The sequence below is a fragment of the Bilifractor sp. LCP19S3_H10 genome (assembly GCF_052119185.1).
Lineage (GTDB): Bacteria > Bacillota > Clostridia > Lachnospirales > Lachnospiraceae > Bilifractor.
The window spans coordinates 209,180-227,266 of record NZ_JBQKFT010000001.1 but is presented as its reverse complement, the minus strand read 5'-3'; the positions used below and the strand labels follow the sequence as shown (position 1 = coordinate 227,266).

At 52.1% G+C, this 18,087-nt stretch carries 20 protein-coding genes; all 20 read left to right on the top strand.

The features are described 5' to 3' along the window. Nucleotides 1-32 precede the first annotated feature (32 nt). The 20 genes from epsC (at nucleotide 33) to ACTQZS_RS00835 (ending at nucleotide 17,926) form a co-directional block, all read left to right on the top strand. Complete coding sequence (gene epsC, locus ACTQZS_RS00930) at nucleotides 33-1,028, top strand: serine O-acetyltransferase EpsC (protein WP_441474147.1); 996 nt, start codon at nucleotides 33-35, stop codon at nucleotides 1,026-1,028. 321 nt (nucleotides 1,029-1,349) lie between these two features. Continuing rightward, nucleotides 1,350-1,814, top strand: a complete 465-nt coding sequence (locus ACTQZS_RS00925; RefSeq protein ID WP_441474146.1) for a GlcG/HbpS family heme-binding protein — start codon at nucleotides 1,350-1,352, stop codon at nucleotides 1,812-1,814. A 633-nt stretch (nucleotides 1,815-2,447) separates the two neighbouring features. Next, entirely contained in the window at nucleotides 2,448-4,112 is a 1,665-nt protein-coding gene (locus tag ACTQZS_RS00920; protein WP_441101287.1) for a propanediol/glycerol family dehydratase large subunit, read from the top strand. Between the two features lie 9 nt (nucleotides 4,113-4,121). Then, the gene (locus ACTQZS_RS00915; protein ID WP_441474145.1) at nucleotides 4,122-4,838 is read left to right on the top strand and encodes a propanediol/glycerol family dehydratase medium subunit; all 717 of its coding nucleotides are present in this window, start codon (nucleotides 4,122-4,124) and stop codon (nucleotides 4,836-4,838) included. Then, a complete protein-coding gene (locus tag ACTQZS_RS00910; protein ID WP_441474144.1) occupies nucleotides 4,838-5,242 on the top strand; it encodes a diol dehydratase small subunit in 405 nt (134 codons plus the stop codon). The genes ACTQZS_RS00915 and ACTQZS_RS00910 overlap by 1 nt, the downstream gene beginning before the upstream one ends. Nucleotides 5,243-5,470: 228 nt before the next feature. After that, nucleotides 5,471-7,288 (top strand): diol dehydratase reactivase subunit alpha, encoded by a 1,818-nt coding sequence (locus ACTQZS_RS00905; RefSeq protein ID WP_441474143.1) that lies wholly within the window; start codon nucleotides 5,471-5,473, stop codon nucleotides 7,286-7,288. Continuing rightward, nucleotides 7,285-7,623, top strand: coding sequence for a glycerol dehydratase reactivase beta/small subunit family protein (locus tag ACTQZS_RS00900; protein WP_441101283.1), 339 nt, complete (start codon nucleotides 7,285-7,287; stop codon nucleotides 7,621-7,623). The genes ACTQZS_RS00905 and ACTQZS_RS00900 overlap by 4 nt, the downstream gene beginning before the upstream one ends. A gap of 94 nt (nucleotides 7,624-7,717) precedes the next feature. Beyond that, complete coding sequence (locus tag ACTQZS_RS00895) at nucleotides 7,718-8,305, top strand: cob(I)yrinic acid a,c-diamide adenosyltransferase (RefSeq protein ID WP_441474142.1); 588 nt, start codon at nucleotides 7,718-7,720, stop codon at nucleotides 8,303-8,305. Between the two features lie 31 nt (nucleotides 8,306-8,336). Beyond that, entirely contained in the window at nucleotides 8,337-9,110 is a 774-nt protein-coding gene (locus ACTQZS_RS00890; RefSeq protein WP_441474141.1) for a phosphatase, read from the top strand. Between the two features lie 368 nt (nucleotides 9,111-9,478). Further along, nucleotides 9,479-10,318, top strand: a complete 840-nt coding sequence (locus tag ACTQZS_RS00885) for a class II aldolase/adducin family protein (RefSeq protein WP_441101280.1) — start codon at nucleotides 9,479-9,481, stop codon at nucleotides 10,316-10,318. A gap of 60 nt (nucleotides 10,319-10,378) precedes the next feature. Beyond that, a complete protein-coding gene (locus ACTQZS_RS00880) occupies nucleotides 10,379-11,770 on the top strand; it encodes an aldehyde dehydrogenase family protein (RefSeq protein ID WP_441474140.1) in 1,392 nt (463 codons plus the stop codon). A gap of 18 nt (nucleotides 11,771-11,788) precedes the next feature. After that, the gene (locus ACTQZS_RS00875; RefSeq protein ID WP_441474139.1) at nucleotides 11,789-13,039 is read left to right on the top strand and encodes a zinc-binding dehydrogenase; all 1,251 of its coding nucleotides are present in this window, start codon (nucleotides 11,789-11,791) and stop codon (nucleotides 13,037-13,039) included. A 56-nt stretch (nucleotides 13,040-13,095) separates the two neighbouring features. Then, nucleotides 13,096-13,413 (top strand): BMC domain-containing protein, encoded by a 318-nt coding sequence (locus tag ACTQZS_RS00870; protein WP_441101277.1) that lies wholly within the window; start codon nucleotides 13,096-13,098, stop codon nucleotides 13,411-13,413. A 22-nt stretch (nucleotides 13,414-13,435) separates the two neighbouring features. Then, complete coding sequence (locus ACTQZS_RS00865) at nucleotides 13,436-13,717, top strand: BMC domain-containing protein (protein WP_441101276.1); 282 nt, start codon at nucleotides 13,436-13,438, stop codon at nucleotides 13,715-13,717. A gap of 22 nt (nucleotides 13,718-13,739) precedes the next feature. Next, a complete protein-coding gene (locus tag ACTQZS_RS00860) occupies nucleotides 13,740-14,051 on the top strand; it encodes a BMC domain-containing protein (RefSeq protein ID WP_441101275.1) in 312 nt (103 codons plus the stop codon). 368 nt (nucleotides 14,052-14,419) lie between these two features. Beyond that, on the top strand, nucleotides 14,420-14,701 hold the full coding sequence (locus tag ACTQZS_RS00855) for a BMC domain-containing protein (protein WP_441101300.1): 282 nt from the start codon (nucleotides 14,420-14,422) through the stop codon (nucleotides 14,699-14,701). A gap of 109 nt (nucleotides 14,702-14,810) precedes the next feature. Beyond that, nucleotides 14,811-15,425 carry a phosphate propanoyltransferase gene (gene pduL / locus ACTQZS_RS00850; RefSeq protein ID WP_441474310.1) on the top strand — a complete coding sequence of 205 codons (615 nt, stop codon included), beginning with the start codon at nucleotides 14,811-14,813 and terminating at the stop codon, nucleotides 15,423-15,425. 318 nt (nucleotides 15,426-15,743) lie between these two features. After that, entirely contained in the window at nucleotides 15,744-16,037 is a 294-nt protein-coding gene (locus tag ACTQZS_RS00845; RefSeq protein ID WP_441474138.1) for a EutN/CcmL family microcompartment protein, read from the top strand. After that, nucleotides 16,034-17,359: a 4Fe-4S dicluster domain-containing protein gene (locus ACTQZS_RS00840; protein ID WP_441474137.1), complete on the top strand. Its 1,326-nt coding sequence runs from the start codon at nucleotides 16,034-16,036 to the stop codon at nucleotides 17,357-17,359. Before ACTQZS_RS00845 ends, ACTQZS_RS00840 begins: the two co-directional genes overlap by 4 nt. Nucleotides 17,360-17,377: 18 nt before the next feature. Next, on the top strand, nucleotides 17,378-17,926 hold the full coding sequence (locus ACTQZS_RS00835; protein WP_441474136.1) for a BMC domain-containing protein: 549 nt from the start codon (nucleotides 17,378-17,380) through the stop codon (nucleotides 17,924-17,926). Nucleotides 17,927-18,087: the final 161 nt, after the last annotated feature.

Here is an 18,087-nt window from a genome sequence, read left to right as displayed (position 1 = left end):
CCGAAGCGGATGAGAGATGAGGAGGGTGTTTTATGAATGATGAGGTAAAAGAGATGGCAAATGAGCTTGATAAGTTCATGAAGAATAAGGAGACCACAAGCGAAAAGACGGAGGCTCTGGTCGAGGAGATGCTGAAAAGCTATCGGGAATATCCGGTCAGCACCCGTCTGAATGTGACAAATATCCTGAACCGGGAGACATTGATCGATGTGCTGCAGAAGGTGCGCGAGATCCTTTTTCCGGGATATTATGACAACAGCAGGGTGCGGGCTGAATACGTGAAATATACGGTCGGCGAAAAAATTGAGTTTGTGCAGTATCATCTGACAAAGCAGGTGGCCATTGCGCTCGGCACACAGGAAATCTGTGAGGAGTGTGAGCGGTCCGTTTTGCTGCAGAGGGCGGAGAAGATTGTCGATGATTTCCTCGATCAGCTTCCGAAGCTGCGGGAAATTCTGGCTACAGACATACAGGCTTTCTATGAAGGCGATCCTGCGGCATACAGTTTTGACGAAATTATCCTCAGCTATCCCGGTCTGATGGCAATTACCGTCTACCGGATCGCCCATGAACTGTGGAATCTGAAGGTTCCGCTGATTCCGCGGATTATGACAGAATATGCGCATGGCAAGACGGGGATCGACATTCATCCCGGCGCGACCATCGGAAAATATTTTTTCATCGATCACGGTACCGGCATCGTCATCGGCGAGACAACCGAGATCGGCGACCATGTCAAGATCTATCAGGGCGTGACACTGGGCGGCCTGTCAACGAGAAAAGGGCAGGCACTGAAGGGCGTGAAGAGGCATCCTACGATCGGCAACAATGTCACGATCTATTCCGGCACATCAGTGCTCGGAGGGAATACTGTCATTGGTGACAATGTGACCATCGGCGGCAACACCTTTGTGGTCCGGTCGGTTCCCGCGGATATGAAGGTCAGCGCGAGAGCACCGGAGCTTGAGTATTCACATGGCCCATCGCAGGGCACCGATAAGGATACTTATTGGGATTTTGTAATTTGAGGCGGACAGCGGCCGTGAAGAATAGGACGGGGATCTCACTCTGTTTTGTCGGATGACAAAAGATGAAAGGAGGGAGATCTCTGTCCTTTTTGTGACGGAAAAACCACAGAGATGAACATTTTAGTGGATTTCTGTGGTTTTATTGACATTTTGACCGGGTGCTTGTATACTTGAAATGAAATGCAGAAGTCTGAGTGGCAGATTTTTTATGATTTGCCTGATATCATGATTTTTATGATATCACGGTATGTATGATACGGTGATGCGGACTGCCGCGTGCTTTGTGCGCTAGCAATCCGGCGGGTATTCCGGGGTGGAAGTATGGATCAGAACAGGATGACGGAAAATATCGTGAGTCAGATCAGAGGCAGCATTCCTCTGAAGACGGCGAAGGTTCTTATGGACCGGGTGGAGGAATATGCCAGGCAGAAGGGACTCGCCTGTGTCATTGCGGTCGATGACGCCCATGGCAATCCGATTGCGGTTCATGTGATGGAGGATGCCTTCCTTGTGAGTTATGAGGTCGCGACCCAGAAGGCCTATACTGCGGTCGCGGTGAAGATGTCAACGATGCAGGTCCATGAGATGATACAGCCCGGAGGCACCTTCTACGGGCTTGAGTCCATGAAAAACGGGAGGATCATCGGATTCGGCGGCGGCGTACCGTTGAAGATCGGAGACAAGATCGTCGGAGGTCTCGGCGTAAGCGGGGGAACCGGCGAGCAGGACAACGATGTGGCGGAGTTTGGCCTGAAGGTTTTCGCGGAGATTACCGGGCAGGCGTGACGTGTTCCGGAGCCGAAGGCGCCCGGACTCCTCACATCGGGAGAACTGCAGGCTCTCGGGACTGGAGCGCTGAATCGTTACATCAGATCATCTTTAGAATTTATAGAGCCGATTAAAGAGTCGATTATAGAGTCGATGGAACATCATGGCGGATAGATACCTTGTGTATCGCCGCCATGTTTTTTTACGCGAACAGTGAGCCGCAGCCGAATGCGAAGTAATCGTGTGCGGCGAGCGTCGCGATAGCGAGATAAAACTCGCGCAGCGTGTTTTATCTCGTTATGTGGCTGCCGCGGAGGAACGACAAAAACTGCAGATGGATTTTCTTTGCGAGAACAGCTGATATTGTGGAATTGTGTTGAGTTATTCCCCGATAAATGTGGTTTTTTGAAAGATTCGACCCTGTTTCTATTGATAAACGATCATCCGGGATGTATAATGGATCCAAATACTATGAGTGGCACTGTCGGATTGAGACAGGCAGATACTCTGGGTTTTTATCCTGTCCGGGACATGGGGTTTCGGACTTTCCGGGGGCATTCATTAAGTGCCCCGCATCCGATTCCGGTGATTATTGCGCCGGGATCAAATGACATGTTCACGTGATTTCAGACATTGCGGAGAAAATGAAGCATGAGAAGATCAAAGAGATTTGAGGTTCTGGACCAGCGTCCGGTAAATAAGGATGGCTATATCAATGAATGGCCGGAGATGGGCTTTGTCGCCATGAAGAGTCCGTATGATCCGAAGCCGTCTGTCCGGGTAGAGAACGGGCAGATCGTTGAGTTGGATGGAAAGAAGCGGGAAGATTTTGACTTCCTGGATACCTTCATCGCGGATTACGCCATCAATATCGCACGCGCGGAACAGTCCATGAAGATATCGGCACTGGATATCGCGAAGATGATTGTGGATATTCATGTGTCAAGGAAAGAGGTTCTGGAGGTGATCTCCGGAATCACACCGGCGAAGATGACGGAGGTCATCAATGAGCTGAATGTGGTTGAGCTGATGATGGGCATGCAGAAGATGCGCGCGAGGAAGAAACCCGGAAATCAGGCGCATATCACCAATCTGAAGGATGATCCGGTTCAGATTGCGGCCGATGCGGCGGAGGGCGCGCTCCGGGGATTTGCGGAGGAGGAGACGACGATGGGTGTCGCGAGATACGCGCCGCTTGACGCCATGGGTCTTCTGATCGGTTCGCAGGTCGGCCGGCCGGGTGTACTGACGCAGTGCTCGTCTGAGGAGGCAACCGAGCTGGAACTCGGAATCCGGGGACTTACGACTTACGCGGAGACTCTTTCTGTATACGGAACGGAGAAGGTATTTATCGACGGCGACGATACGCCTTATTCAAAGGCGTTTCTGAATTCATCCTACGCATCCAGAGGACTGAAGGTCCGCTTTACCTCCGGATCAGGCTCCGAGGTACTGATGGGAAGCAGCGAGATGAAATCCATGCTCTATCTGGAGTGCAGATGCCTCTATGTGACGAAGGGCTGCGGAAGTCAGGGAATTCAGAACGGTTCCGTCAGCTGCATCGGCATACCGGGATCGGTGCCTGCGGGTATCCGGGAGGTTCTGGGAGAAAATCTTGTGGCGGCACTTCTCGGGCTTGAGTGCGCTTCGTCGAATGATCAGAGCTTTTCCAACTCCGATATGCGCCGCACCGCGAGAACGATGCTGCAGTTCCTTCCGGGAACTGACTTCATTTTCTCGGGCTACGCAGCGGAGCCGAACTATGACAATATGTTTGCAGGTTCCAATTTTGACGCGGAAGACTTCGACGATTACAACGTCTTTCAGCGTGACATGCAGGTGGACGGCGGCCTGAGACCGGTAAAGGAAGAGGATGTCATCGCCGTCCGCAATAAGGCAGCAAAGGCTGTTCAGGCGGTGTTCCGCCAGCTCGGTCTTGCGGAGGTGTCCGACGAACAGGTGGATGCGATCACATACGCCCACGGCAGCAAGGATACACTTCCGAGAGATGTCGCGGCGGATCTGATGTCTGCGGAGGATGTCATGAAGCGTGGAATCACCGGCATCGATGTGGTGAAGGCGCTCGCCGACAGCGGCTTCACGGATGTCGCGGAGAGTGTGCTCTCCATGCTGAAACAGCGTGTGATTGGGGACTACATGCAGACCGCGGCGATTCTCGACAGCGATTTCCATGTGATGTCCGGGGTAAATACGCCGAACGATTATATGGGACCGGGAACCGGGTATCGTGTGGAAGGGAAGCGCTGGGAAGAGATCAAACGCATCCCGCATCGTATCAATCCTATGGATATTTAGGAGGAAAGCATGCAGGTTTCACAGGAATTAATTGAGAAAATTACAGAAGAGGTTGTCCGTCAGATCCGAAGCCGCGGGAATTCCGGTTCGGCTTACGACGCAAACGGTTTCCGCAGGGTAGTGGCCGGAGAGCTTGGGGAGGACGATATTCCCTCCATGGCGGGCAGAACCAGAATCAATGAGAATAAGAGTGATTACTCCGCGTACAGAAAGGCGGAGAAGGGCACGGATCCGAAGGAGATCGTCATCGGCGTGGGCGCCGCGTTCCAGAGGGAGATCAAGAGAACCATCGGGGGAATTCCGCTCGACGAGGTCATCCGGAATGTGAAGGCTGGAATTGAGGAAGAAGGGATGATCCCCCGTGTGGTGAAGGTCCTTGACACATCAGACGTCGGTTTTATGGCGCTTGAATCTGCAAAGCTTTCCGGTTCCGGAATCGGTATCGGGATTCAGTCCAAGGGGACAACCGTAATCAGCCAGAAAGATCTGTACCCGCTTTCCAATCTGGAGCTTTTTCCTCAGGCACCGCTGATGACCCTGGAGACGTACCGGAGAATCGGACAGAATGCCGCAAAGTACGTCAAAGGGGAGAATGTTACGCCGATTCCTTCTGTCAATGATCCGATGGTCAGACCGAAGTATCAGGTAAAGGCGGCAATCATGCATATCGCGGAGACGGAGCAGCTGGATCCGAAGCTCGGAATCATTGAATGGGAGGAAAAATGATGCAGTATCCTTTGGGTGAACATGAGAGAGACCGTATTACTTCCAGAACCGGGAAGAAGCTGGATGAGCTTTCACTGGATGAGGTGAGGAAGGGACATGTGGCTCCCGATGACATCAAGATCTCCGCGGAGATGCTCCGTGCGCAGGGAGAGGTTGCGGATCAGGCAGGAAATGCCCCGATGAAGAAGAACTTCGAGCGTGCGGCGGAGCTGACCAATGTACCGGATGATGTGATCCTCAGAATGTACAACAAGCTCAGACCGAACCGGGCGACGAAGACAGAGCTTGCACGGATGGCAGAGGAACTTCTGGAAAAATATCAGGCGCCGAACTGCGCGAAGCTTGTTCTGGAGGCGGCTGAGGTGTACGAAAAGAGGGGGATCCTGCTTCCGGATCAGAAGTAAGCACGCACGGAAAACGGCATGTCTGAACGATGCGGCAGGCCGACGAAGCCGGTCACATGTGGCAGCTGCGAAGCAACGGAGCAGGTGGCTTTATACATATTGTGGCGCTCCGCTTGCATGGCATGGGCGTTTACTACAGGAACTGCTTTTGAAATATATTATCGTAATTTCCATCAGAAAATATCCATCAAAAAATTTCCATTAGAAAATATCCGCGAGGTTAGGGCTTTGAGCATTGTAGCAGGTGTAGATATCGGAAATTCCACAACAGAGGTCTGTATCGGAGAATACAGTGAAGGGGAGAATTTGCGCTTCCTGTCCGGGGCTTCGGTCATGACGACGGGGACCAAGGGAACCGCGGCAAATATTCACGGGATCCTTGCGGCTCTGAAGGAAGCCATGGGCCGGATCGGCAGGGAGGTTTCCGGGATTGACCTGATACGGCTGAACGAAGCGGCTCCGGTTATCGGCGACACGGCGATGGAAACGCTGACGGAGACGATCATTACGGACTCTTCCATGATCGGGCACAATCCCTCTACTCCGGCCGGGGCCGGGCAGGCGGCGGGGGAACTGCTCTCGTTTGAACGGCTGGACCGGGGACTGCCGGGGACACCGTACATTGTCTTTGTCCCGGGAAATCACGGCTATGAAGAGGTGGCAAGAAGGATTAATGAAACGGCCGGACGGCTGAATGTAGTCGGGATGATTCTTCAGGCGGACGAAGCGGTTCTTGTGGAGAACCGTCTTACGCGGAAGATTCCCATCGTCGATGAGGTGAAGAGAATCGACAAGATCCCGGACGGCAAGATGGCGGCGATTGAGGTGGCTCTTCCAGGTCAGTTTATCCGGATGCTCTCAAATCCCTACGGCATTGCCACACTGCTTCATCTCAATGCGGATGAGACGCGGACGGTGACGCCGATTGCCAAGAGCCTGATTGGAAACCGGAGCGCGGTTGTGATCCGGACGCCGAACGGAGACATCCGGGAGAATGTGCTTCCGGCCGGAGAGATTTATCTGGATGCGGAACATCCGGTCAGGATATCTCTGGATGAGGGCGCGGACAAGATCATGAAAGCGGTCGGTGATGCGGGCAGAATCCGTGATGTGACCGGCCAGGCGGACACCAACGTAGGAAATATGCTCAGCCGCATCCGGAAGAGCATGAGTGAAGTAAGCGGAGAAACAGATGCGGATATTCATATCACGGATATTCTGGCAGTGGACACGCTTGCGCCGGTACTGATTTCCGGAGCGCTTGCCGGCGAGACCTGCCTGGAGAAGGCGGTGGGAATCGCCGCGATGGTGCGTACGCAGCAGCTTCCCATGCGGCAGATCGCGGAGAAGCTGTCGGAGGTGCTGCACACCCGGACGACGGTTGCGGGTGTGGAAGCGGTCATGGCGAGCCTGGGAGCGCTTACGACGCCGGGCACTGCCCTTCCGCTCGCTATCCTGGATATGGGAGGCGGATCGACCGATGCCGCGATTATCCGGGAAAACGGAAGCGTATCGCTGACGCATCAGGCGGGTGCCGGGGAACTGGTATCCATGCTGATTCAGACAGAGCTTGGCCTGGACAACCGCTACATGGCGGAGCAGATCAAGAAGTATCCGCTGGCAAAGGTTGAGAGTCTCTTTCATATGAGAATGGAAAACGGCGAGATGTATTTCGTGCAGGAATCTATCGACCCGAGGTTTTACGGAAGAGTGGTACTGCTCACGGAGTCGGGGCTGGTCCGTGTGGAAAAGGATGTCCCGATGGAGCGGATCCGTGAGATCCGCCGTGAAGCAAAGAAAAAGGTATTCCTCACCAATGCGCTGCGAGCTTTGCGCTATGTGGCTCCGGATCACAATCTGCGGAAAATATCAAATGTGGTTCTTGTCGGAGGCTCGGCGGCGGATTTTGAGATTCCGGAGATGCTGATGGAAGAATTCGCCGGATATGGAATTGTCTGCGGCAGAGGAAACATCAGAGGAACGGAGGGACCGAGAAACGCGGTCGCGACCGGACTGGTGCTCTCCTACGGAGGCGAGAAGAGATGATCAGCCAGAGACCATCAATTTTTATTTATACACATCGCGCGGACAATGATTTTCTGCGGGAGATACAGGCGGGAATCGAGGAAGAGAATGTTGCTTCTGAGGTCTTTGAGATGGATGAGTCTGACGCGGACATTCTGGCGTCTGACGCGTGCAATGCCTCGATGATGGGTTCCGGCATCGGGATATCCGGTGAGAATGTTTCCTTTCAGATGCGGGGCCGGAGGCCGGGGGAGTGCGTGTACAGCGTCCATATGCCGACCTTTGCCGCATGCAGGATCATCGGCTCCAACAGCGCAAGAGTGATGAAAAAACAGTGCCTCAGAGACCTGGAGTAGAGCCTTGTTGCTCTATATTCCTCAGGGAGAGGCTCCGGACAGAGGCATTTCAGATATACCGGTATATGAAATTCATATGAAGGACAGACAATCAATGAAAATCTATACGAAAAACGGTGATAACGGAAGGACATCTCTTCTGAACGGACAGAGCGTCCTGAAGACGGATGACAGAATTGAACTCCTCGGCACCATAGACGAATTGAACAGCCAGATCGGCATGGCAAAGGTGCTTGCGGACGATGAGCTCCGGGGAAGACTGACCCATATACAGAAGACGCTGATGTTTATTATGTCCGGGGTGGCCGCTCCCATGAAACGGGAATACCGTTTTGAGGAAACTGAGACGCAGAAGCTGGAAGGGTGGATCGACGCTACGGAGGATTCTTTTCCGCGTGTGAAGGATTTTGTACTTTATGGGGGATGCGAGGAATCCGCGAGGCTGGATGTGGCGCGCGCGGTTGCGCGGAGAGCGGAGCGAAGATTTCGAGTCGTCGCGCAGAAGTTTGTGGCGGACAAGAAAGCGATGCAGTACATGAACCGTCTGTCCGATTTCCTGTATGTTTCAGCCAGGTACGCGGATTATAAGGCGGAGAATATCCGGAGTGAGGGAGTCCGTCAGGAGGTGATCCGCGACATCCTGAAGGAACCGCACGGCTCCAGGAGGAGGATTGACAACTGAGCGGGAAGCAGGATAGGGAGGAAGGACAGAAATGTACGTGTGCGACATGCATACTCATTCAATCGCCAGCGGGCACGGTACTTCGAGTACCATCGCGGATATGGCGAAGGCCGCTGCAGCGAAGGGGATACAGGTGCTGGGCATTACCGATCACGGTCCCGCCACTGTTGCGGCAGGCACAGAATCGTACTTCAGAAGTCTGGCTTATGCTCCGGAGATCCGCTCGGGGGTTCGGATCTGTTATGGCGCGGAAGTAAATATTGTAGATTTTGCTGGAAACATTGATCTTCCGGATGACATACTGGACGGTCTGGATTATGCGATCGCCAGCATTCATCATCCCAATCTGAAGCCGGGGAGCGCTGTGGCCAACACCCTGGCTTATACGCAGGCAATGAGGCATCCGAAGGTGCGGATCATTGGTCATCCGGATGACGCAAGATATCCGGTCGACTATGAACTCCTGGCAGACGCGGCTGCGGAATATGGTGTCATTCTCGAGGTAAATAATTCTTCGCTTTCCCCTGACGGCTACCGGGGAGATACAAGACCGAATGACCTGAAAATGCTCGCGGCATGCAGAAAGCGAAATCTTCCGGTTATCATGGCGAGCGACAGCCACGGACCCGGTCATATCGGCGATTTCACCTGGGCGGAACAGATTCTGAGGGAGGTAAATTATCCGGAGGAGCTGATTCTGAACAGCCGTCCGGAGAAAATCCGCGAGGCTCTGAGAATCGGAGAAGCCAGACGGAAACCTTCACGCAGCCGTCAGAGCGCGCACAGCGAACGTCCGGATGCATAGGCAAAGAAGTGAAGACTATCACGCAGCCGCCAGAGCGCGCACAGCGAACGTCCGTATGTGTTCGCAAAGAAGTGGAAGCTTTCGCACAGCCGGCGGACCGCACACATCGAATGTCCGGAAGTGTTCGCACGGAAGTGAATGCTTTCAAACGGCCGACAGACCGCAATGGAGAAGCTTCCTGGGCTTTGCGGGGCAGTTGATGAAACGAAGAGAAACCAACAAAATCGGTCCCGGAGAGGACTCAGAAACCACACAAAACAACACGATTCTATTGACATTGTTGAAGCGTATGATATAATGTCATCAGGATAAAAACCAACTAAACTCAAAACCAATCAAAATGATGCATTTCAAGGAGGAAGTAGCAAATGGCTGTTAATGAGTTTGAAATTAAGAAACAGATCTGCGACATCGGAAAGAGAATCTACAACCGCAACATGGTTGCAGCGAACGATGGAAACATTTCCGTAAAGCTGGATGATCATACATTCCTTTGCACACCGACAGGCGTTTCCAAGGGATTCATGACTCCGGAATATATCTGCAAGATTGATGAGAAAGGCCAGGTGCTTCATGCTAATCCGGGCTTCAAACCTTCTTCTGAGATCAAGATGCATTTAAGAGTATACGAAAAGAGACCGGATGTTGGATCTGTCGTTCACGCTCATCCCGTATATGCGACAAGCTTCGCAATTGCAGGCATTCCGCTGACACAGCCGATTATGCCGGAGGCAGTCATTGCGCTCGGCTGCGTACCGATCGCTCCTTATGGAACTCCTTCCACAATGGAGATCCCGGACGCTGTTGAGAAATATCTTCCGTACTTTGATGCTGTTCTTCTTGAGAGCCACGGCGCGCTGACCTACTCTGTAGATCTGCTTTCCGCATATCTGAAGATGGAGTCGGTTGAGTTCTACGCACAGCTGCTGTATCAGTCAAAGATGCTGGGCGGCCCGAAGGAGTTCGACAAGGCAACGGTTGAGAGACTGTATGAAATCCGTCGTCAGATGGGTCTTCCGGGCAAGCATCCGGCGAACCTCTGCCAGAACAAGGGCACGCTGAACTGTCATAACTGCGGCGGTTCCTGCAGCAGTGATGGACTTGGTGAGCATACAGGATCCACATATGCGCATGGCGCTGAGAGCAATGCGGATACCGTTGCTGAAATCACCAAGAAGGTAATGGAGCAGCTCGGACTGAACAAGTAAACCGCCGGCCCGCATGGGCGGGCACGGCAAGAATTGTATAATATATCGGAGGTAATTATCGTGCCAGTTGATGAACGCATGGTGAAAAACATTGTTCAGGAAGTCATGGCAAAGATGAATATCAACGACAGCGCTTCCGGCAAGCACGGCATTTTCAAGGACATGAACGATGCGATTGAAGCTGCGAAGAAAGCCGAGAAGGTTGTCCGGGTAATGTCTCTTGATCAGAGAGAGAAGATCATCACCATCATCCGCCGCAAGATTCGTGAGAATGCGGAGCTGATGGCCCGCATGGCGGTTGACGAAACCGGAATGGGCAATGTTGGACATAAGATTCTGAAGAATTATCTTTGTGCAGATAAGATTCCGGGAACGGAGGATATTACCACAGAAGCATACTCCGGAGACCGCGGACTTACTCTTGTCGAGGAGGGCCCGTTCGGAGTCATTGGTGCAATTACACCCTGCACAAATCCGCAGGAGACAATTTTCTGCAACACAATCGGAATGCTTGCGGCAGGCAATACAGTAGTATTTAATCCGCATCCGCAGGCAATCAAGACAACAATCTACGCGATCAACATGATGAACGAGGCTTCCCTGGAGGCCGGCGGTCCGGACAACATCGCGTGCACCGTTGAGCATCCGACGCTGGATACCAGCTCCGTAATGATGCATCACAAGGATATTCCTCTTCTGGTAGCTACCGGAGGTCCGGGCGTTGTAACCGCGATTCTTTCCTGCGGCAAGAGAGGAATCGGAGCCGGAGCAGGAAATCCGCCTGCACTGGTTGATGAGACGGCGGACATCCGCAAGGCGGCGGAGGACATCGTAAACGGATGCACCTTCGACAATAACCTTCCCTGCATCGCTGAGAAAGAGATCGTCGCTGTACAGCAGGTCGTTGACGAGCTGCTGCACTACATGGTAACCGAGCAGGGATGCTATCTCGCATCCAAGGAAGAACAGGACGCTCTCATCCGCACCGTCATGGATGAAAAGGGCAAGCTGAACCGCAAGTGTGTGGGACGTGACGCCAGAACACTTCTGTCCATGATCGGAGTTGAAGCGGATCCGGGTATCCGCTGCATCACATTCGTCGGAGAAAAAGAGAATCCTCTGATTTCCACGGAGCTGATGATGCCGATTCTGGGTATTGTCCCGGCAAAGGATTTTGATGACGCTGTTGAGAAATGCGTATGGCTGGAGCATGGCAACCGCCATTCCGCCCACATTCATTCTCATGATGTGGAACGCATTACGAAGTATGCAAGAGCAATGGATACCGCAATCCTCGTCAAGAACGGCCCGTCCTACGCGGCTCTGGGCTATGGCGGAGAAGGAATCTGCACCTTCACCATCGCGTCCAGAACAGGCGAGGGACTTACAAGCGCCAAGACCTTCACAAAGAAGAGACGCTGCGTAATGGTAGACAGCCTTTGCATCCGCTGATCAGGAGGAAATTACAGAATGGATATGAATCAGAATAATATAGAGGACATTGTAAGACAGGTACTTTCAAGCATGTCCGGAACACCGGCACCTGCGAATGCCCCTGTCGCGGCACCTGCCTCAAGCGGTCCGATTCCGAAGACCGCGCATGTGGCGATGCTCACAGCACTTCAGCACTATGATGTGAAGGAGTTCCCGATCCCGGAGGTCGGCGACGATGATATCCTCGTAAGAGTCGAGGGAACCGGAATCTGCGGAACCGATCAGCATGAATTCAAGAAAGATCCCTTCGGCCTGATCCCGGTTGCTCTGGGACATGAGGGAACCGGAGAGATTGTAAAGATCGGTAAGAATGTAAAGGTTGACAGCGCCGGAAATCCGGTAAAGGTCGGCGACAAGATCGTCACCTGCATGATGTTCAAGGATGATCCGGATATCACAATGTTCGACCTGAACAAGAAAAATGTCGGAGCGGCTGACGTATACGGACTGATCCCGGATGATGACATTCATCTGAACGGATGGTTCTCCGATTACATCTTCATTAAGGGTTCCCGCGGATCTACATTTTTCAATGTATCCGATATGGATCTGAAGAGCCGTATCATCATCGAGCCTGCCGCAGTTCTGGTACATGCGGTTGAGAGAGCAAAAACGACCGGAATCCTTCGATTCAACAGCCGTGTCGTGGTACAGGGCGTCGGACCGATCGGACTTCTGTGCGTAGCGGTTCTTCGGACCATGGGTATCGACAATATCACAACGGTCGACGGCAATGATTCCAGACTGGAGTTCTCCAAGAAGATGGGAGCGACAAAGACCGTCAACTTCATGAACTACAAGGGAATCGACAACCTGGCGAACGCGGTTGCGGAGACCTTTGACGGACATCTGGCAGATTTTGCCTTCCAGTGCACAGGATCACCGATCGCGCACTCCAATATCTACCATTTCATCCGCAACGGCGGCGGTCTGTGCGAGCTTGGCTTCTTCATCAACAACGGAGATGCCACCATCAATCCGCACTTTGATCTCTGCTCCAAGGAGATCAACCTCGTCGGATCGTGGGTATACACACTGAGAGACTATGTAACAACCTTCTCCTTCCTGAAGAGAGCAAAGGCAATCGGTCTTCCGGTAACGGATCTGATCACAGATGCGTTCCCGCTCGACAAGATCAACGAGGCACATGAGTTCGCTCTGGCACAGAAGGGATTCAAGATCGCGGTTACAAATGTACCGCTTGACGGAAATACAAATAATCACTGATGATGCTTGACATCGATCGGAATGACTACGATACTGATTGAAAGGAGTGCAGGACAATGGCAAAAGCCGTGGGTATTCTGGAGGTTTACGGTCTGACGTGCGCCTTTGTGGCTGCCGACGCCGGATGCAAGGCTGCCAATGTCACACTGGAGGTTTTTGACAAGAATAAGCCTGCACATGCCGATGAGCTTCCGGTTCCTCTTCTCGTCACGGTGAAGTTCAGAGGAAATGTCTCTGAAGTAAACGCGGCGATGGAGGCCGGGATCGAAAAGGCAAAAGAGATCAGCGGAGTTGTGCAGCACTATGTAATTCCCAATCCGGATGATCCGGGTGTTGAAAAGATGCTGAAAATCAGCGCACTAGACAAGTTTTGAACTTATCAGGAGGATTTGAGAAATGTCACAGGAAGCTTTAGGTATGATTGAGACCAGAGGTCTTACAGCTGCAATCGAGGCAGCCGATGCTATGACCAAGGCAGCAGAAGTTCATCTGATCGGTACAGAAAAGATCGGATCCGGACTGGTAACTGTACTTGTCCGCGGCGATGTCGGCGCTACAAAGGCTGCCGTAGAAGCCGGAAGCGCTGCTGCATCCAGACTTGGAGAGCTGGTTGCCACACACGTAATTCCGAGACCTCATGAGGATGTTGAGTACATTCTGCCGCATAATCTCGAGTAATCACTGAAGGAGCTGACGATCCATGGGAAATGCGTATGGCTTTATAGAAATAGTAGGCGTAACCGCAGCTATGGACGCCGTCGATATCATGTGCAAGGCAGCCGATGTGAGGCTTGCTTCCTGGGAACGGAAGCTCGGAGGACGTCTGGTCACCTTGATTATTGAAGGAGATGTCTCCTCAGTACAGACAGCGGTTGACGCGGTCATGAGGGAGTGCATCAAGAAACCAACTCTGAAAGCGGTCATTGCGAACCCACATGAGGAAATTGTAAAAATGGTTCAACTGAGCGCAAGCAGATGGAGAACAGTGGGAGATTACGCATGGCGGAAATAAAGAAAACGAAGGTAAATCCTTCCGGTAATGAATCCGCAGAAAAAGCCGCGGCTGCGGAGCAGAAGAAGCCCGCAGAGAAGAAGATTATTTCGGAAACCGTGAAAAATATGGATGCCAGCACAGCAGAACCGGCAGAACCCGCAAAAGCGGAGAAGCCTGCAGAAGCAGAGAAGCCAGTAAAAGCGGAGAAGCCTGCAGAAGCGGTAAAGCCCACAGCGCCGGAGAAAGCTGTGGAAATGGCAGAAGCGGACAGCAGGGATTCAATAACCGAATCAGAAAAGACAGAAACCGTTCATATCGAAGAATCAGATAAAACACCAGTAAAAGCGGATGAGCCCGCACACACGAATTTCAAGGAGGAAAGAAAAATGACACAGGAAGCTTTAGGAATGGTTGAGACAAGAGGACTTGTAGCTGCAATCGAGGCAGCCGATGCAATGTGCAAGGCAGCAAACGTAAGCCTGATCGGAACAGAGAGAATCGGTTCCGGACTCGTAACTGTAATGGTACGCGGAGATGTAGGCGCTGTTAAATCTGCGGTTGAGGCCGGCGGAAACAATGCTTCCCGTCTTGGAGAGCTGGTTGCGACTCACGTAATTCCGAGACCGCATCAGGATGTTGAGATGATTCTTCCGCATCTGAATAAGTAAGCATTTGTACCTTCAGGGGTTGCGAGGCTTATCAACGAAAGCATACAAAGTTTTATTCAGATAACGAGGTGTCATTTTGGATACAAATCAGATTGAAACCATCACCCGTATGGTGATCGAATCCTTAAACAAAGCGGAGGAAAAGCCCTCTAAGGGATTTCTCGTTCCGGTTGGTGTATCCGCGAGACACGTACATCTGACACAGGAGCATGTAGAGGCTCTGTTCGGTCCGGGCTATCAGCTCACCAAGAAGAAGGATCTGATGGGTGGGCAGTTTGCGTCGAATGAACAGGTTACCATCGTAGGCCTCAAGCTCCGTGCCATTGAAAATGTTCGTATTCTGGGACCTGTGAGAAAACAGACACAGGTGGAGATTTCCGCAACGGATGCGAGGACGCTCGGCATTAAGGCACCGATCCGTCAGTCCGGCGATATCGCAGGAAGCGCGCCGATCGCGATTGTAGGACCGAAGGGAGCTATTTATCTCAACGAGGGAGCGATTGTGGCGATGCGCCACATCCATATGTCTCCGAGAGATGCTGAGGCAGCCGGCCTCAAGAATGGAGACATTGTTTCCGTAAAAGCCGATAATGACCGCGGTACCATCTTCAATCACGTGGTGATCCGGGTTGACAAGAGCTTTACGCTTGAGATGCACATCGATACCGACGAGGCGAATGCGGCGGGAATCAAACAGGGTGATACGGTAACGATTATTCCGTAAACCATCATACGATAAAACGTGCCACAAACTGTTTAAGCTACGGATAGCTACGTGCTTTGCACACTTTAGTGCTGCCATGTTCTGCAGGGCAAACTCTTTGCAGTTCGGCAGCACTGCTTGTACATAAATAGAAATTTTTTGCTCACGGAACCCGGCGCGTGATGTGCGTCGGAAGGTTCTGTCTGCATTTTTCTGATGAGATAATCATACAAAAGATAATTCTGTCTGTATTTTCAGACAAACGAATCATACAAAGAATAATCCTGTCTTTGATTTAGAGATGAAAGAATCATATATAAGGATAATGATGGAGGAAATATGATAGCAGGAAAGGTTGTAGGAAGTCTGATTTCCACCCGTAAAAGTGAAAAGCTGGTCGGAAATAAATTTATGATCGTAGAACCACTGCATCATATGGCGGCGGACACGCGCCAGATCATAGCCATCGATGTAATCGGTGCCGGAATCGGTGAATATGTCTTGATTGCGCAGGGAAGCGCAGCCAGAATCGGCTGTGATATGCAGGACGCCCCGGTAGACGCGGCAATCGTCGGTATCATCGATGACAACGGTTATTTTGAAGAAGATAATTCTGGAATGGAGAAAGCATGAAATTTGAGGAGTTGCAGCAAAAACTGAAGGACGGCGGCGTAGTCGGTGCCGGTGGCGCCGGATTTCCGTCCTATGCAAAGTTGAATAAAAATGCGGATACCATTCTGTTAAACTGCGCAGAATGCGAACCGCTTCTGCAGCCACATAGACAGCTGCTCCGCAGCCATGCGGATGAGATACTCGCAGGACTCCATATGGTAGCCGAGACCGTCGGGGCAAAGCAGGCGATCATCGGAATCAAGAAGTCCTATGAACATGCAATTGCAGCCGTCGAAAAAGAAATCGGCAAATATCCGGAGATGAAGATTCATTACCTTCAGGAAGTATATCCGATGGGGGATGAGGTCATCCTGATCTACGAGTGTACCGGACGGGTCGTTCGTCCGGGCGGTCTTCCGATCGAGCAGGGCTGCATTGTATATAATGTAGAAACCATGTACAACATCTATCGGGCTGCGGTAGAGGATAAGCCGGTCACCTTCAAATATCTGACGATTATCGGTGAGGTATCAAAGCCGATCACAGTTCCTGTATCTGTCGGATGTTCCTTCAAATCTGTGGTGGATCTCGCGGGAGAGCTTACCTGTGAGGATCCGGTGTATTTTGTCGGCGGTCCGATGATGGGCCGTATTCAGCCGCATGATGGAAGGGTTACGAAGACAACAAATGCAATTCTGGTTCTACCGCAGGATCATCCGCTGGTCATGAAGAAACGCAGGAAGTCCAAGATTGATCTGGCGAGAGCCGCGTCAATCTGCTGTCAGTGTGAGACATGTACCGATTTGTGTTCGCGTCATGCGCTCGGACACCCGATTGATCCCGCAAGATTTATGAGATCCGCCTCCAATGCGGATTTTCAGGATCTGAACCCGTTCCTGAATACAAACTTCTGTTCACAGTGCGGTATCTGCGAGCTGTATGCGTGCCCGCAGGACCTTGCGCCGAGGACCTTGATCGGAGAGTACAAGGCGGGGCTGAGGGCAAAGGGAATCAAGCCGCCGGTTGTTGAAGCGGTTCCTGTAAAACCGTCCAGAGAATTCCGGAAGGTCCCGGAGGACAGACTGAAGGCCCGTCTGGGACTGAGCAAATACGATCTGCCCGCGCCCCTGGATGATGAACTGCAGCCCGAGAAAACCGTACGCATCCTTCTCAGACAGCATATCGGTGCACCGGCTGTTCCGATCGTCAAGGTCGGTGATCACGTGGAATACAGGCAGATGGTTGCGAAAGCACCGGATGGCCTTGGAGTTGCGATGCACGCATCTCTGCCGGGCGTTGTAACGGACGTGAACGATACGTTCATCAGGATCAGAAAAGAGTAAGAAAGGACGTAGGCGGCTATGAGTAAAGCAATCGGAATGATTGAGTTTAAGAGTATTCCAACGGGTATTACCGCGGCGGATCTGATGGTAAAGACCGCAGACGTTGACATTGTCGAGGCGCAGACGGTCTGCCCCGGAAAGTATATAGCTATTATCACCGGAGATCTCAGTGCGGTGAAAGCATCTGTGGAAGCGGCAAGCACGGCATATGAGTCCGAGCTTATCGATAATTTCGTACTCGGAAATCCTCATGAATCTCTCTTCCCGGCAATGTACGGGGCCAGCGAGATCGGAGAGGTGAATTCGCTCGGTATTCTGGAGACCTTTGATGTTGCTTCGCTGATCGAGGCGGCAGATGCGGCTGCGAAGACAGCCATTGTGCAGGTGATTGAACTGCGTCTCGCAAAGGGCATGTGCGGTAAGTCCTTCATGCTGCTCACCGGTGAGGTTTCTGCTGTGACAGCTTCCATTGAAAAGGCAAGGGAGATCGCAGGAGAGAAGGGAATGTATTTGGATTCACAGGTGATTGCGCATCCGGACCAGAAGATTATTCAGACCATTCTGTAAGATGAATATTCAGCTCCGGGAATCCTTTCTCGGGGCTGCTTTTTATCTGCGCGGTCAGTGAACTGCATCAGAATATGAAGTGATTGTGAGCAGAGGCAGCCGCGAGTATGAGAGAAAACCCGCGAAGCGCGTATGATCATTATCTTGATGTAGGAGGAAAT

Bases quoted from the DNA above. Each gene is read 5' to 3' on its own strand.
- ACTQZS_RS00870 (WP_441101277.1), top strand. From the start codon at position 13,096: ATGGCAAAAGCCGTGGGTATTCTGGAGGTTTACGGTCTGACGTGCGCC.
- ACTQZS_RS00885 (WP_441101280.1), top strand. From the start codon at position 9,479: ATGGCTGTTAATGAGTTTGAAATTAAGAAACAGATCTGCGACATCGGA.
- ACTQZS_RS00845 (WP_441474138.1), top strand. From the start codon at position 15,744: ATGATAGCAGGAAAGGTTGTAGGAAGTCTGATTTCCACCCGTAAAAGT.
- ACTQZS_RS00890 (WP_441474141.1), top strand. From the start codon at position 8,337: ATGTACGTGTGCGACATGCATACTCATTCAATCGCCAGCGGGCACGGT.
- ACTQZS_RS00860 (WP_441101275.1), top strand. From the start codon at position 13,740: ATGGGAAATGCGTATGGCTTTATAGAAATAGTAGGCGTAACCGCAGCT.
- ACTQZS_RS00900 (WP_441101283.1), top strand. From the start codon at position 7,285: ATGATCAGCCAGAGACCATCAATTTTTATTTATACACATCGCGCGGAC.
- ACTQZS_RS00840 (WP_441474137.1), top strand. From the start codon at position 16,034: ATGAAATTTGAGGAGTTGCAGCAAAAACTGAAGGACGGCGGCGTAGTC.
- ACTQZS_RS00895 (WP_441474142.1), top strand. From the start codon at position 7,718: ATGAAAATCTATACGAAAAACGGTGATAACGGAAGGACATCTCTTCTG.
- ACTQZS_RS00865 (WP_441101276.1), top strand. From the start codon at position 13,436: ATGTCACAGGAAGCTTTAGGTATGATTGAGACCAGAGGTCTTACAGCT.
- ACTQZS_RS00855 (WP_441101300.1), top strand. From the start codon at position 14,420: ATGACACAGGAAGCTTTAGGAATGGTTGAGACAAGAGGACTTGTAGCT.
- ACTQZS_RS00910 (WP_441474144.1), top strand. From the start codon at position 4,838: ATGCAGTATCCTTTGGGTGAACATGAGAGAGACCGTATTACTTCCAGA.
- ACTQZS_RS00925 (WP_441474146.1), top strand. From the start codon at position 1,350: ATGGATCAGAACAGGATGACGGAAAATATCGTGAGTCAGATCAGAGGC.
- ACTQZS_RS00835 (WP_441474136.1), top strand. From the start codon at position 17,378: ATGAGTAAAGCAATCGGAATGATTGAGTTTAAGAGTATTCCAACGGGT.
- ACTQZS_RS00915 (WP_441474145.1), top strand. From the start codon at position 4,122: ATGCAGGTTTCACAGGAATTAATTGAGAAAATTACAGAAGAGGTTGTC.
- pduL (WP_441474310.1), top strand. From the start codon at position 14,811: ATGGTGATCGAATCCTTAAACAAAGCGGAGGAAAAGCCCTCTAAGGGA.
- ACTQZS_RS00875 (WP_441474139.1), top strand. From the start codon at position 11,789: ATGGATATGAATCAGAATAATATAGAGGACATTGTAAGACAGGTACTT.
- epsC (WP_441474147.1), top strand. From the start codon at position 33: ATGAATGATGAGGTAAAAGAGATGGCAAATGAGCTTGATAAGTTCATG.
- ACTQZS_RS00920 (WP_441101287.1), top strand. From the start codon at position 2,448: ATGAGAAGATCAAAGAGATTTGAGGTTCTGGACCAGCGTCCGGTAAAT.